Raw genomic sequence first — 13093 nt, 5'->3', positions numbered from 1 at the left:
CCGAGCTCTTGACTCATGAACATCAGCCAGCGCAACGCACGTTACAAGCTGCGTTTAAGGGATGTCAAGGAGCTTGACATAACCATCCGATTCGCGCTTTATGAGGGGATATTTCTGCCCGTCACCCACAAGGAATAGCCGCTTTGTCCGGAATAATGTTACAGGTGCCGCCGAACGGGTTCTTCTGCCGTTAACGCAAATATCCATCTTCCCGACATAGCCCGTGAAATTCTGGCGGTCCGCATTTCGCCTTGTCAGGGGAGGGCCGGGCCGGCGTCCGAGCGCGATGTACGACGACTTCCACACAAAACAACGGCACAGTGATTTACGCGCTTGACCGCGATGTAAACGATTGATAGAAGGGCCGGTCGACGCGGTCGGCAACCCGGTTGCCGCACACGCGTTCCGGTCAGCGTGGCGAGTCCGCCTGCGGCTCCAACAGCCCGGCCCGTTGTGCCAACATCGCGGCCTGCACCCGGTTGTCGCAGCCGAGTTTGGCGAACACCCGGTAGACGTGCGTCTTGACGGTGCCCTCGGAGACGAACAGCCGCTGGCCGATCTCGGCGTTCGACAGGCCCTGGGCCACCAGGACCAGGACCTCGCGTTCCCGGATGCTGAGCATGCCCACCTTGACCAGGTCCTCCTCCGGCCGCACGGTCGCGGCGGGTAGCCGGTCGAGGACCTGACGGGTGATCTTCGGGGACAGGTAGGCGTTGCCGGTCGCGGCGGCGCGGATCGCGTACGCGAGTTCGTCGGCGGCCGACTCCTTGAGCAGGAAGCCGGCCGCACCCGCGGAGAGCGCCTGCGCCACGTACTCGTCCTGACCGAAGGTCGTCAGCATCACCACCTGGACGGCCGGCACCAGACGGCGGATCTCCCGGAGCGCGGCCAGACCGTCGAGAGCCGGCATCTGGATGTCCAGCAGCGCCACGTCCGGACGCTGCCGCACGGCCTGCTCGACGGCGGCCCGCCCGTCTGCGACCTCGGCGATCAGGTCGATGTCGGCGGCCGGGTGCAGGATCGTCCGGATCGCGGTACGGATCAGCGAGTCGTCGTCGGCCAGCAGGACCCGCCGGGGTGCGGTCATGACGGCTGCTCCTGGAAGATCTGCTTGTCGACGAGCACCCCGTCGCGGAAGCAGAACCGGTAGAGGGTCTGGCCGAGGTCGGCGTCGGTGTCGTGCCGGTCCAGGATAGACGCATGGTAGTCGACGCAGACGGCGCCGGGTACGTCCCGACCACCGACGACCTCGGCCACCGCCACGTCGGCATCCGGCAGCAGATCGCGTACCTCGGCTTCGGACTGTCCGATCCGGACCGCGTCGTAGGTGTCGCGGTCGACGATGACCAGCGCCGTCATCAGCCAGATCCCCGCCACGCAGAGCACCAGGCAACCGGCGACGGACAGCGCGGTCGCGGCGAGGACGAGCCGGGACCGGCGGCGGTCGCGCTCCATCAGCACCGCGAAGTCGGCCTCCGGCTCGGCGGCGGGCGGCGGCCGGTGCGCGGCGGTGGGCGCAGCGCGTTCGTCACCCGGGTACGGCAACGTGGCCGCCAGCCGGAACCCGCCGTTCGGGGTCGACCCGTGATAGAGCATGCCGCCGGCGACCCGGACCCGTTCGGTCAGCCCGAGCAGTCCCTGACCGGAGGTGGCCCGCACAACCCGCCGCCCCACGGTGTTGGTCACCCCGGCTACCAGCGCGTCCGGCTCGTACCGCAGCGACAGCACGATCGCGCCGCCCTGGGCGTGGCGCAGCGCGTTGGTCAGGCCCTCCTGGATCACCCGGTACGCGGCGTGCTCGGTCAGTGCCGCCAGCGGTCGGGACTCCCCCTCCCGGACGATCTCCACCTCGGCACCGGAGGCACGTGCCTGCGTGGCGAGATCGTCCAGGCCGGTCAGTGGGCGCACCGTGGACTGGCTGTCGTCCTGCCCCAGGATGCCGAGGATCTGCCGCAACTCGGTCATCGCCGCCGAGGACGTCTGGCGGACCAGATCGGCGGCCTCGGATCGCCCGTCGTCGTCGGCGGTGCGCAGCATCCCTGCGTAGAGCGAGATCAGCGTGAGCTTGTGTCCCAGCGAGTCGTGCAGGTCCCGCGCGATGCGGGCCCGCTCCCGCGTCTGCGCCCGCCGGGCCACCTCACTCTGCTCGCGGTGCAACTGCACGTTGCGGTGGTGCAGGGCGGCCAGCAGCACCCGCCGGCGACGGACCAGCCGCGCGACACCGGCCGGCAAGGCCGCCATCAGCACGAACAACGCCGAGTACATCACCACCAGGTCCACGCCCAGCGGGTCCGTCCATACGATGGACCCCACGAAGCAGACCCAGGCCAGCACCAGCCCGGCCGCGACCTGCCACCACCGGGCGAGGCGGTAGCCGAGCGAGGCGCTCAGCACCACCAGCAGCAGGCCGCTCGGCCCGCCGGTGCCCAGACCGACCAGAGCCGCGGCGACGTAGGCCGGCAGCGGACTGGTCAACCGCAGCACCATCAGGATCGGCGTGGTCACCGCGACCAGCCACGGCATCGACGGGTACCAGTCGGTGACGGCCGCCGCGATCGTCGCCGCCACGGTCACCAGCAGCACCAGGGCGATCTCGTAGACCCACCGCCACACCCCGTTCAGACCGGCCCGCTCCCGCCACCGGGTCACCCACAGCAACGTGTGACTGCCCACGGTCATCGGGTCGGTCCTCGCCCTCGGGTCTCGTCGTGGCCGATCCGGTCGACCGCCTCGTACGCCTCCAGCAGCCCGGCACCGGTCCGCCTCCGGTAGATCCTGGCCGACGCCGCCCAGCCCGCGCTGTCGAGGGTGTCCCGTACCTCCGCGTGCACGATCGCTGTCATGCTCCACAGTGTCGCGACAGCCGGTCCGGGTCGGCGTCTGGCGGACGACGGAACCACGCCTCGCACTTTCGTTGACCCACGTCCGGCACGAGAAACCGCCCGGGCGGCGAACACCCGGGCGGCGGCTTTCTCTCCGGTCCCGCTCATTCGGGAATGGTGATGCCCCGTTTCTCGGCCAGGGTCCCGTCGACGAAGCAGAATCGCCACAACTCCGGGCCCGGTTCGCCCAACGGCGCCACGGTGTGATAAATGCACGAGGCGCCGGCCGGGATGCCCTGCCGCCCCGGATCGTCGGGGTAGAGGTCCTTGTCGCGCATCCCGCTCAGCGGCTCGGGCAGGGCGGTGCGGACGTCCGCTTCCGCCGCCCCCACCTGCTGCGCGTCGAACTGCTCCCGCGTGACGCCGGCACCGAGCACCTCCTTGCCCAGCGCGATCGCCTGGTAGACGGTCCACCCGATGCCACCGCACAGGACCACGATGACGGCGGCGATGACGAGGCCGACTTTTCGCATGACAGTTCCTCCGTCGTGATGGGGAGGTCCAGCGTCTCGGGAATCGACCGCCGAATCGTCAGTGCTTCGTCGGATCCGCGACGCGGCGCGGTACGACGAAAGTGCGACCGCGCTCTGTCCGCCACCGGCTCACAGATATCGGACGCCGGTCAGCCGGGCGGCCTCCGCCCACATCCGCCGGCCGTTCTCCGGGTCCTGTGCCGTCGCGCTCGCCCGCACCTCGGTGACCGGCCCACGGATCTCCTGGAAACCGCGCGGCCCGAAGAACTGCCCACCGCGTACGCCCGTCGCGGTGGCCGCGTGGAGCTGGGGTCTGGCACCCGCCTCGACTCGGCTGATCAGCAGCGGGCTGAGTCGACCCACGGCACGCAGGAGCACGGAGCGGTTGGCCAACGCGCGGGGGGTGAGGTTGGTCCGGGTCATCCCGGGATGGGCGAGCACGCTGATCACCGGTGACCCGGAGGCACGCAGCCGACGGTCCAACTCCAGGCCGAGGATGGTCGCGACCAGCTTGGACCTCGAGTACGCCGTCGGGCCGTGGTAGGACTTCTCGGAGTTCAGGTCGGCGAGGTCCAGGCCGCGCCGCCGGTGCACGATCGACGAGACGGTGACCACCCGAGGCTGCCGTCCGGCGGTCAACCGGTCGAGCAGGAGGCCGGTCAGCGCGTACGGGCCGAGTGCGTTGGTCCCCATCTGCACGTCGAATCCGTCCGCCGTCGGGGCCGGACGGGCGCCGGTCAGCGCCACCCCGGCGTTGTTGACGAGCAGGTCGAGCGGTCCGGGCAGGGCGGCGGCGAAGGCGCGGACGGAGTCGAGCGAGGCCAGGTCCAGTCTCCGCACCTCGACGTCGGCCCCCGGCACCCGGCGTCGGATGTCGAGGGCGGTCTGTTCACCGGCCGCGACGTCGCGCACGGCGAGCAGCACCGAGGCGCCGTGGCGGGCCAGTTCCAGGGCCGTGACCCGCCCCACGCCCGAGTTCGCCCCGGTCACCACCGCCCGGCGTCCCTGCTGGTCGGGAATCTGTTCTTCGGTCCAGTTCGGCATGGTCGTCGACGCTAGGAGGTGGCGCGGTCGGCCGGAGAGACCTCGCCAATCTGGGACCACCGGACCTACCCTGCGGCCGGACCGGACCGGCAGACTCGGGGGGTGACCACGGCCTACGCCCGCGAGTTGGCGGACTTCCTGCGCAACCGCCGCTCCCGGCTGCGGCCGGAGGATCTCGGTCTGACTCCCGGGCCGCGCCGCCGGGTCGCCGGCCTGCGCCGCGAGGAGTTGGCCCTGCTCGCGGGCGTGAGTACCGACTACTACCAACGTCTGGAGCAGGGACGCGACGTGCGCCCCTCCGACGACGTGCTGACCGGCATCGCCCGCGCGCTCGCCCTCAACGCCGAGGAGACCCGTCACCTGCACGCGCTGGCCCGCCGGGCGCAGCGGCCGCCGACTCCCCGGCGCCGTTCCCGGGAGACCGTCCCGGAGAGCATCCACCGGCTGCTGCACAGCCTGCACACCCCGGCCGTGGTGGTCAGCCGTCATCTGGACCTGCTCGCCTGGAACAGGATGGCCACGGCGCTCTACCCGGGCATCGGCCCGGGCAACGTGCTGATCGACATGTTCACCCATGCCGAGGCGCGCGACCGGTGCGCCGGGTGGCGGGAGACGGTGCTGGACTATCTGGGCTTCCTGCGCGCGGCGGTGGCCGTCGATCCGGAGCACCCGCGCGCGCAGGAGATCGTCGGCACGTTGACCATCCGCAGCGAGGAGTTCGGCAGGCTCTGGGCCCGTCACGACGTACGCGAGTCGGTCCACGGCAGCAAGGTCTTCGCCCATCCCCAGGTCGGGGAGTTGCGTCTGGACTGGGACGCGTACACGCCGCCGGGACGCACCGGGCCGATCCTGATCGCCTACACCGCCGCACCGGGCAGTGCCGCCGCCGAGCGGCTGTCGCTGCTCGCCGCGTACGCCGGGTGACGGCGGCGACCCACCCCGACCACAGCAGTGCGAACCGGACAGGAATCGACTTCCGGAAATCTAATCTCGGGCGATCGGCGAGCCTGGTCCATCCATCCTGAAAGCCCCGCTGAGCTGCGATTGCGGGCGACTCGGACCAACCGCATCCAGTCCGCCCACATCGATCTTTCATCGACCATCGTTGATAATCGGAAACATCGGTGTAATGCTGGGCCTTGGAAGCGCTCCCACATCGATCCGATCGCTGAACGGAGGACGTAACGTGCGTTCACACAAGCCCGACCAATCCGGCCCGCGAGTCCGGCCCGCTGCCCGCCAGCCCCTTCGGGCGCTCGTACTGCTGCTCGCCCTGGTGGCCGGGATGATCCCCTGGGTCGGGACCGCACAGGCCCACGGCACCATCATCAACCCGGCGTCGCGGGCGTACCAGTGCTGGCAGACCTGGGGCAGCAACCACACGAACCCGGCCATGCAGCAGCAGGACCCCATGTGCTGGCAGGCGTTCCAGTCCAACCCGGACACCATGTGGAACTGGATGAGCGCGCTGCGGGACGGGCTGGGCGGCAACTTCCAGGCCCGCACTCCCGACGGGCAGCTGTGCAGCAACGGCCTGTCCCGGAACAACAGCCTGAACCAGCCCGGGGCGTGGAAGCGGACCAACATCAGCAACAACTTCACGGTCCAGCTGCACGACCAGGCGAGCCACGGCGCCGACTACTTCCGGGTGTACGTCAGCAAGAACGGGTTCAACCCCGCCACCCAGACCCTCGGCTGGGGGAACCTGGACTTCATCACGCAGACCGGGCGCTACGCCCCGGCTCAGAACATCACCTTCAACGTCTCGACGTCCGGATACACCGGACACCACATCGTGTTCGTCATCTGGCAGGCTTCCCACCTCGACCAGGCGTACATGTGGTGCAGCGACGTGAACTTCGGCTGATCCGGTAACACCGCCCACTGCGGCATCGGCTCCGGCCCGGGACCTGTCCCGGGCCGGAGCCGCCGCGTACCCGCTACTTCATCGCGGCGATCTGGATCAGGTTGCCGCAGGTGTCGTCGAGCACGGCGGTGACCACCGGGCCCAGGTCGGTCGCGTCCTGGACGAACCGCACACCCAGCCCCTTGAGGCGTTCGACCTCGGCGTGGACGTCCTCGACGGCGAACTGGGTGTACGGGATACCGTCGGCGACCAGCGCCTCCTTGAAGGGTCGGGCCGCCGGGTGGCCCTCCGGCTCCAGCAGCAGCTCCACGCCGTCCGGGTCGGCCGCGGACACCACGGTGAGCCAGCGCGCCTCACCGGCCGGCACGTCGGTCTTCTTCACGAAGCCCAGCTTCTCGGTGTAGAAGGCGAGCGCCTTCGCCTGGTCGTCGACCACCACGCTGGTGATGTTGATGCGAAGCACGGTTGCTTCCTCTCAGTCGGTGGGCCACCGCTCGGCGATCGCGCGCAGCGGGCCGGTGTCGATGTGGTGGAACTTGTACCGGCCCTGTCGCCGGACGTGCACCAACCCGGCCTGTTCGAGCACCGCCAGGTGCTGCGAGATGGCCTGACGCGACGAGGTCAGGCCGTGCTTCATTGCCAACCGGCCGCAGATCTCGAACAGGGTCTGGCCGTCCCGGTCGACCAGCTCGTCCAGGATGATGCGCCGCGTCGCGTCACCGAGGGCCTTGAACAGATCCGGTTCCGCGTCCACCGACACAGTTATAGGCAAGTGCCTACTTGCCTGTCAAGCCGCCACGCGCCGTCCGGCTCAGCCGACCGAGTGAGCGTGCCGGACGGTCCGCTCGGCCAGCCACAACCAGCGACGCTGCACCTCTCCGCTGGTGGCGGCGACCATCGACAGGGCGTCGCCACCCACCTTGCGCAACGCCTCCGCCCCGGCTGCCGGGTCGTCGAGCAGCGCCGCGCCGTCGCGGAACGCCTCCGCCTCGCTCGACCCGCCGAACCGGGGTGCGACCTCGTCACGCCAGAAGTCGGCCCAGGTCAGCCCCGGATTCCAGGAGAACCTGGCGTACGCCAGGTAGCTGATCTCGTTGGTCGGGTGGTACGCGGACGCCTCGGCGAAGATGGTCAACCCGCGCATGCCGGCGGCGGCGGTCCGGGTGGCCATGTCCGTGTACATCTCCGGCACCCACGAGTGCCGCTGCCGGTTCCACTGCGACCCCGCGTGCGTGCGCAGCACGTTGGTGCGGTGCGGCAGTGCCGCCACGTGCTCGGCGGTCAACCGGTCCCGGTTGTCGTACCAGAAGCCCCGGTTGACGCAGTACTGGTACGCCACGTCGTCGGGCAGGTCGGCCAGCGGCCCCTGCGCGTCGAGGTCGAAGATGTTGTCCCAGTAGACCTCGACCAGGTGGCGCAGCGGCACCCCGGCCGGGCCGGGTCGGCGGGCGGTGTCCAGCAGGGTCGGGTACACCGACCGCATCGCCTCGTACGACCAGGAGGTGCGCTCGCCACCGGTGCGGTCGACACACCGCGCGCAGGCGCAGCTACCGTAGTCGCCGGTCTCGAAGTTGATCCCGCCGACCGGCAGGGTGTCCAGCAGCCAGTCGATGGCGTCCCGGTGCCACGCCAGGTTCTCCGGCTGCGACGGGCAGGCGGCCATCATGTACTCGCTGGCCGGGAAGTGCAGGTCGCCGAACTCGTCGATGTCGAAGCCGACCTTCTTCGGCAGTTCGGCCGCCAGATCGGGGCGCTGCCGCAGCCAGGTCGCGAGGTTGTAGCGGTGCCGTCCGTCGAAGTAGATGCCGCCGTAGGCGTTGATGCCCACCCCGGCGATGATGCGTACGCCCCGGGCGTTGGCGTACTCGCACAGGTCACGGGCCGCCTCGACGCCACCGTGGGCGTCCCGCAGCAACCCGTAGACCACGATCCCGCCGATGCGTTCGGCGCTGCAGAAGTCCACCAGTCGCCGGTAGTCGGCCCCGAAGGCGTCGGCGCCCTTGGCATACGGGTTCAGCGCGCCGATCTCCTGCTGGCCGAGCTGGCGCAGGTCCCAGTTGGTGGAGTGGTCCCAGGTCCACAGTGTCCGCAGCGGCAGCCCGGGTGCGCTCTGGTGTGACCCGACCGGCAGGCCGGCCGGGGTGGCCCGGGCCAGCAGGTCCCGGACGGCGTAGACCAGGCCGGCGAAGGGATCGCCGACGACGCGGATCTCCCCGGTGGCCGGCACCTCGACCCGGAAGCCGCCCTCGGGCAGCGTCGGGTCGGGGACGAACCGGACCGGCTCCGGCCCCTCCCCCAGCGTCTCGACCAGCAGGGTGGCCGCGAACGGCGCGTGCTCGGTGCCGTGCACCCGGACGCCGGAAATCTGGCGGTACGACATCATGACCTCCCGAGGGACTGCGGAGTGGCGGCCAGGTAGTCGACGACGTCGAGAGCCGTCCACACCCGGTGTCGCCAGTACGGATCGTGTGCGACGAGGGCGCGGGCGGCCGCCGCGTCGGGTGCCCGCAGCACGAGGACGGAGGCGCTCAGATCGGCGCGGGCCCCGGCGAGCAGGGCGGTGCCGTCGGCGAGCAGTCCGCGTACGTGGGCCAGGTGGGCCGTGCGGTGCGGCTCGCGTCGGTGGACCGCGTCGGCGGCGAAGGTGGCGGTGACCAGGAAGGTCGGTTCGAAGATCACGTGTCCGCCCCGATCGCCCCGACGAGGCGTTGCAGGGCCACCCGGTAGACACTCTGCGGCCGACCCGCGCCGGTGCTGACGTGCACGCCGACCTCCTCGGCGAACCCGGCCGCGCGCAGCGCCTTGAGCAGCCGGCGGGCCGAGCGGGTCTCCACCCCGTACGCGTCGGCCAGACCCCGCGCGGTCACCTGGTGGGGGTCCATCTGGTGCAGCGCCTCCAGCAGACGCCGGGTGGACAGCGGCCCGAGGCGCAGTTGCTCGGATACCCGCAGCACCCCGGGGGTGGTCTCGCGCAGCCGCTGCTTGACCGCGCTCTCCCGGGTGGAGTAGATCTCCCCGTCCGGGAAGACCACGTGCGTCTCGCCGCCCCGGCCCAGGGCGAGAGCCTGTCGGGCGTTGGCCTCGGCGGCGGCGATGGTGGTGCCGGCGCCGAAGCCGACGGTGTGGTCGCCGTCGACTCCGCGCAGGCTGAGCAGCGAGGCGTGCCCGGCCCGGTGCCGGGCGATGGCGCTCTCCACGGTGCCCCGGCTGGTGGTGATGACCAGCGTCCGGTCGTCGATGGTGTTGAGTCGCCCGCGCATCCGCTCGGCGTGTTCCAGCAGTGCCTCGCGCAGCCGCAGGCGCTGCCGTTCCGCCTGGTAGGGGTCCTGCGGACGGTTCGCCGACTCGGCCACCTCAATCATCATCACCGCGATCTGGGTGGCCCGGGACTGGCGTACCTCGGCGGCGAGCCAGGCTCGGCGCAGCGCGTCGCGGACCGAGGCACGGGTGTGCTCCACGCGCCAGACCGGCACCCCGCGCTCGCGCAGTTCCCGGTGCACCGCGCCGAGGCAGGTCAGGCACGCCTCGACGGCGCCGGACTCGTACCGCTCGCGATGGTAGGCGGTGATCTCGGCCAGACCGGAGAAGAGCAGGCCGGACGAGTCGGCGATCGGCAGGATCTCGGTGGGCGGGCTCAGTTCGATGTCGTGGTACGTCTCCCGGACGGTCTCCGCCTCGATGGTGTCCACACTGACCCGGGGCAACTGCCCGCCGCCGGCCAACAGCATCCGGGACAGGGTGCGGTACAGGTCGATCCCGGCGTGCCGGATGTAGTCGATCTCGGCACGCAGCCCACCGGCCGCCGCGGCGAAGGCGTACGGGATGCGCCCGGTGAACAGCAGCACCTGGCACAGGTCGTCCAGCTCACGGGCGAGGTCAGGGGCCTGCTCCGGGTCGGTGTACGCGCGGGTGGTCACCTCCTCCGCACGACCCTCCCCGGCCGCCACCTCCTGCACGAGCCGGATCGAGTCCTCCGGGCCGATGATCCCGATCACGCTGCCGCCTCCACGTCGTCGCCCTCGCCGTCGGTCGGGCTGCTCAGCCGGTGTAGACGGTGCCGGCGATGCCGGCGCTGGCCGGTGCCGCCAACAGCGTCAGCACCGACGCCACGTCCTCGGGACGACCCAGCGCCGCCTCGATCCGGGCGACCTGGGCACCGTCGGTGCCGTTGGTCCGTGCCTCGTCCAGCGACCGCCGCATCAGCGGTGTGTCGATGTCACCGGGACAGAGGGTGTGCACCCGGATCCCGCGTGGACCGAGGTGCCGGGCCAGCGTCAGTGCCAGGCCGTGCAGTCCTCCCTTGCTCGCGCCGTAGGGTACCGACCCGGATCCGGTCAGCACGCCGGCCTTGGAGCCGACCAGGACGAGCACCCCGTGACCGTCGGTCAGGTGCCGTACGGCGTGCTTGGCGACCAGGAACGGTCCGGTCAGGTTGACCTCGATCACCCGCTGCCACAGCTCCAGCGGCAGGTCGGTGACGTCGGTGCCCTGCCCGCGCATGATCCCGGCGACGTGCAGCACCGCGTCGATGCCGCCGAGGTCGGCGGCGACCGCGTCGAGCACCGAGGCGACCTGCGTCTCCCGGGTCACGTCCACGGCGTGGGCCACGGCCGTCGCCCCGACGGCGCGGGCCTGCGCGGCGGCACCGGCGGCACCGTCGGCGTCGGCGTCGAGCACCGCGACGGCCGCGCCCGCCGTGGCGGCGGCCCGGACCGTGGCGAGCCCGATGCCGGAGGCACCGCCGACGACGACCACCCGGCGACCGGTGAGCAGGCCGGCCGTCGGGGCGACGCCGGTCACCGGCGGACCGTTCCGCGGACCGCCTCGGCGACGTGTTCCGCCTCGGGCACCACGGCCTTCTGCAATGCCGGGGCGGCCGGCATCGGCACGTCCGGGGCGGCCACCCGGGCCACCGGGGCCCGCAGGTCGGCGAAGCACTCGGACGCGGCCCGGGCGGCGATCTCCGCACCGAATCCGCCGGTCAGGTTCGCCTCGTGGGCGACGACCAGGCGGCCGGTGCGCGCGACCGACGCGCCGACGGTGTCGAAGTCCAGCGGGTTGAGCCACCGCAGGTCGATCACCTCGGTCTCGATCCCCTCCGCGGCGAGCTGGTCGGCGGCGGCCAGGGCTGCCGGGACCATCCGGGACCAGGCCACCACGGTCGCGTCCCGGCCGTCGCGGACCACGCGGGCGCCACCGATCGGCTCGACCGGTGCGTCGGTGCGTACCGGGCCCCGGGTCGGGTAGAGCATCCGGGCCTCCGCGACCACCACCGGGTCGTCGCTGACGACTGCGGTACGCAGCATCTGGTACGCGTCGTCCGGGGTGGACGGCAGCGCCACCCGCAGGCCGGGGGTGTGCGCGAAGTACGCCTCCACCGAGTGCGAGTGCTGGGCACAGGCGCCCGGCGAGTACCCCTGCTGCATCCGGATCACCAATGGGGCCTTCCACCGGCCGGCGCTGGAGTAGCGGATGGTGGCGATCTGGTTGACGATCTGGTCCATCGCCACGAAGGAGAAGTCGGCGTACATGATCTCGGCGATCGGTCGTAGACCGGTCATGGCCGCGCCGAGCGCCATGCCCAGGAAGCCGGTCTCGGAGATCGGGGTGTCGAAGATCCGGTCGCTGCCGAACCGCTTGTGCAGTCCCTTGGTGGCACCGAACGGGCCGCCGGGCAGGGCGACGTCCTCACCGAAGTAGACGGTGTCGGATCGGCTCTCCAGCGACCAGGCCAGGGCCGCGTTGACGGCCTGGATGTACCGCAGCGACTCAGACATAGACGTACTCCTTGATGGTCGCCGGGTCGGGGAACGGCACCTCGCGGGCGGCCACGACGGCGGCCTCCACCTCGGCCTCCACCTCCGCGTCGACGGCGTCGAGCCGGGCGGTCAGCGCGGCGTCGGCGGCGGCCCGGATGCGGGCCAGCGGCTCGCGTTCGCGGGCGGCGGCGATCTCCCCGGCCGGCCGGTAATGCTGCACGTCGCCGCTGTAGTGGCCGACCAGGCGCTCGGTCATGGCCTCCACGATGGACGGGCCGGAGCCCTCGCGGGCGCGGGTGACCGCCTCGGCGACGGCCTCGGCGACCGCGTCCGGGTCGTTGCCGTCGACGACCCGGCCGGGGATCCCGTACCCGGCGGCGCGCTCGGCGAGCTGTCGGATGCGGACCATGTCCTCGATGCGGGACATCTCCGAGTAGACGTTGTTCTCCACCACCAGGACCAGCGGCAGGTCGAGCACGGCGGCGAGGTTGATCGCCTCGTGCACGTTGCCCTGGTTCATCGCGCCGTCACCGATGCTGACCACCGAGACCGCGCCGCTGCCGGTGCGTTGTGCGGTGAGCGCGGCACCGGTGGCGATCGGTACGCCGGCGCCGACGATGGAGTTCTCCCCCATGAACCAGCGTCCGGGGTCGGAGAGGTACGGCGAGGCGGCCCGGCCGCCGTTGACCGCCGAGTCACGACCCATCATCTCGGCGAACAGCCCGGTCATGTCCACGCCCCGGGCCAGCGCCCAGCCGTGCCCCCGGTAGGTCGCGGTCACGTGGTCACCGTCGCGCAGCGCGCGGGCGGCACCGACCGGGATCGCCTCCTGACCGTTGCACAGGTGGATCGAGCCCGGGATCTCGCCGTCGTCCTTGAGGGCGGCCAGCCGCTCCTCGAACCGGCGGATCCGGGCCATCGCCCGGTAGTCGTCCGGCAGACCCATCACACCCCCATAGATGAATTAGAGCCCTATTCCGGCTCGTTCGGATTGGAGCCTAGACCAGGGACATCATGCTATGGAAGAGTGCATGAGCAAGTTTGTGGCCGTTATAGGGCTCTAATTTG

15 protein-coding genes are annotated in these 13093 nt (G+C 71.1%); 2 read left to right on the top strand and 13 right to left on the bottom strand.

What is annotated here, in order from left to right; all coding sequences use genetic code 11:
• Positions 1–409 precede the first annotated feature (409 nt).
• The 5 genes from ABZ738_RS20245 to ABZ738_RS20225 form a co-directional block, all read right to left on the bottom strand.
• Positions 410–1087, bottom strand: coding sequence for a response regulator transcription factor (locus ABZ738_RS20245; protein ID WP_131052233.1), 678 nt, complete (start codon positions 1085–1087; stop codon positions 410–412).
• Positions 1084–2679, bottom strand: a complete 1596-nt coding sequence (locus tag ABZ738_RS20240) for a histidine kinase (protein WP_357215211.1) — start codon at positions 2677–2679, stop codon at positions 1084–1086. The genes ABZ738_RS20245 and ABZ738_RS20240 overlap by 4 nt, the downstream gene beginning before the upstream one ends.
• Positions 2676–2843, bottom strand: a complete 168-nt coding sequence (locus ABZ738_RS20235) for a hypothetical protein (protein ID WP_161595004.1) — start codon at positions 2841–2843, stop codon at positions 2676–2678. Before ABZ738_RS20235 ends, ABZ738_RS20240 begins: the two co-directional genes overlap by 4 nt.
• A gap of 143 nt (positions 2844–2986) precedes the next feature.
• The gene (locus ABZ738_RS20230) at positions 2987–3355 is read right to left on the bottom strand and encodes a hypothetical protein (protein ID WP_131054501.1); all 369 of its coding nucleotides are present in this window, start codon (positions 3353–3355) and stop codon (positions 2987–2989) included.
• Between the two features lie 129 nt (positions 3356–3484).
• Entirely contained in the window at positions 3485–4399 is a 915-nt protein-coding gene (locus ABZ738_RS20225) for an oxidoreductase (RefSeq protein WP_357215207.1), read from the bottom strand.
• A gap of 102 nt (positions 4400–4501) precedes the next feature.
• Between ABZ738_RS20225 and ABZ738_RS20220 the strand changes: the two genes are divergently transcribed.
• Positions 4502–5323, top strand: a complete 822-nt coding sequence (locus tag ABZ738_RS20220; RefSeq protein ID WP_131054499.1) for a helix-turn-helix transcriptional regulator — start codon at positions 4502–4504, stop codon at positions 5321–5323.
• Between the two features lie 262 nt (positions 5324–5585).
• Positions 5586–6266 (top strand): lytic polysaccharide monooxygenase, encoded by a 681-nt coding sequence (locus ABZ738_RS20215; RefSeq protein ID WP_201272429.1) that lies wholly within the window; start codon positions 5586–5588, stop codon positions 6264–6266.
• A 73-nt stretch (positions 6267–6339) separates the two neighbouring features.
• Here the strand turns inward: ABZ738_RS20215 and ABZ738_RS20210 are convergent, their stop codons facing one another.
• From ABZ738_RS20210 to ABZ738_RS20175, 8 genes are read right to left on the bottom strand one after another with little or no spacing between them, the layout of a single operon-like run.
• The gene (locus ABZ738_RS20210; protein WP_131054498.1) at positions 6340–6729 is read right to left on the bottom strand and encodes a VOC family protein; all 390 of its coding nucleotides are present in this window, start codon (positions 6727–6729) and stop codon (positions 6340–6342) included.
• Between the two features lie 12 nt (positions 6730–6741).
• On the bottom strand, positions 6742–7020 hold the full coding sequence (locus ABZ738_RS20205; RefSeq protein WP_131054497.1) for a metalloregulator ArsR/SmtB family transcription factor: 279 nt from the start codon (positions 7018–7020) through the stop codon (positions 6742–6744).
• Between the two features lie 57 nt (positions 7021–7077).
• Positions 7078–8649, bottom strand: a complete 1572-nt coding sequence (locus ABZ738_RS20200; protein ID WP_176093711.1) for a hypothetical protein — start codon at positions 8647–8649, stop codon at positions 7078–7080.
• A complete protein-coding gene (locus ABZ738_RS20195; RefSeq protein WP_161595003.1) occupies positions 8646–8945 on the bottom strand; it encodes a YciI family protein in 300 nt (99 codons plus the stop codon). The genes ABZ738_RS20200 and ABZ738_RS20195 overlap by 4 nt, the downstream gene beginning before the upstream one ends.
• Complete coding sequence (locus ABZ738_RS20190) at positions 8942–10261, bottom strand: hypothetical protein (protein ID WP_357215200.1); 1320 nt, start codon at positions 10259–10261, stop codon at positions 8942–8944. The genes ABZ738_RS20195 and ABZ738_RS20190 overlap by 4 nt, the downstream gene beginning before the upstream one ends.
• 43 nt (positions 10262–10304) lie before the next feature.
• A complete protein-coding gene (locus ABZ738_RS20185) occupies positions 10305–11066 on the bottom strand; it encodes an SDR family oxidoreductase (protein ID WP_176093710.1) in 762 nt (253 codons plus the stop codon).
• Positions 11063–12043, bottom strand: a complete 981-nt coding sequence (locus ABZ738_RS20180; RefSeq protein WP_131057882.1) for a transketolase C-terminal domain-containing protein — start codon at positions 12041–12043, stop codon at positions 11063–11065. The genes ABZ738_RS20185 and ABZ738_RS20180 overlap by 4 nt, the downstream gene beginning before the upstream one ends.
• On the bottom strand, positions 12036–12971 hold the full coding sequence (locus ABZ738_RS20175) for a thiamine pyrophosphate-dependent dehydrogenase E1 component subunit alpha (RefSeq protein WP_176093709.1): 936 nt from the start codon (positions 12969–12971) through the stop codon (positions 12036–12038). Before ABZ738_RS20175 ends, ABZ738_RS20180 begins: the two co-directional genes overlap by 8 nt.
• Positions 12972–13093 lie beyond the last annotated feature (122 nt).

This window comes from Micromonospora sp. NPDC047793 (assembly GCF_040642635.1).
Taxonomy (GTDB): Bacteria; Actinomycetota; Actinomycetes; order Mycobacteriales; family Micromonosporaceae; genus Micromonospora.
The sequence above is the reverse complement of the archived record's forward strand: the minus strand, read 5'-3'. Positions and strand labels throughout refer to the sequence as shown.

Excerpts from the sequence above, each read along its gene's own strand:
- ABZ738_RS20200 (WP_176093711.1), bottom strand. The coding sequence starts at position 8,649 with ATGATGTCGTACCGCCAGATTTCCGGCGTCCGGGTGCACGGCACCGAG.
- ABZ738_RS20180 (WP_131057882.1), bottom strand. The coding sequence starts at position 12,043 with ATGTCTGAGTCGCTGCGGTACATCCAGGCCGTCAACGCGGCCCTGGCC.
- ABZ738_RS20235 (WP_161595004.1), bottom strand. The coding sequence starts at position 2,843 with ATGACAGCGATCGTGCACGCGGAGGTACGGGACACCCTCGACAGCGCG.
- ABZ738_RS20240 (WP_357215211.1), bottom strand. The coding sequence starts at position 2,679 with ATGACCGTGGGCAGTCACACGTTGCTGTGGGTGACCCGGTGGCGGGAG.
- ABZ738_RS20225 (WP_357215207.1), bottom strand. The coding sequence starts at position 4,399 with ATGCCGAACTGGACCGAAGAACAGATTCCCGACCAGCAGGGACGCCGG.
- ABZ738_RS20175 (WP_176093709.1), bottom strand. The coding sequence starts at position 12,971 with ATGGGTCTGCCGGACGACTACCGGGCGATGGCCCGGATCCGCCGGTTC.
- ABZ738_RS20245 (WP_131052233.1), bottom strand. The coding sequence starts at position 1,087 with ATGACCGCACCCCGGCGGGTCCTGCTGGCCGACGACGACTCGCTGATC.
- ABZ738_RS20230 (WP_131054501.1), bottom strand. The coding sequence starts at position 3,355 with ATGCGAAAAGTCGGCCTCGTCATCGCCGCCGTCATCGTGGTCCTGTGC.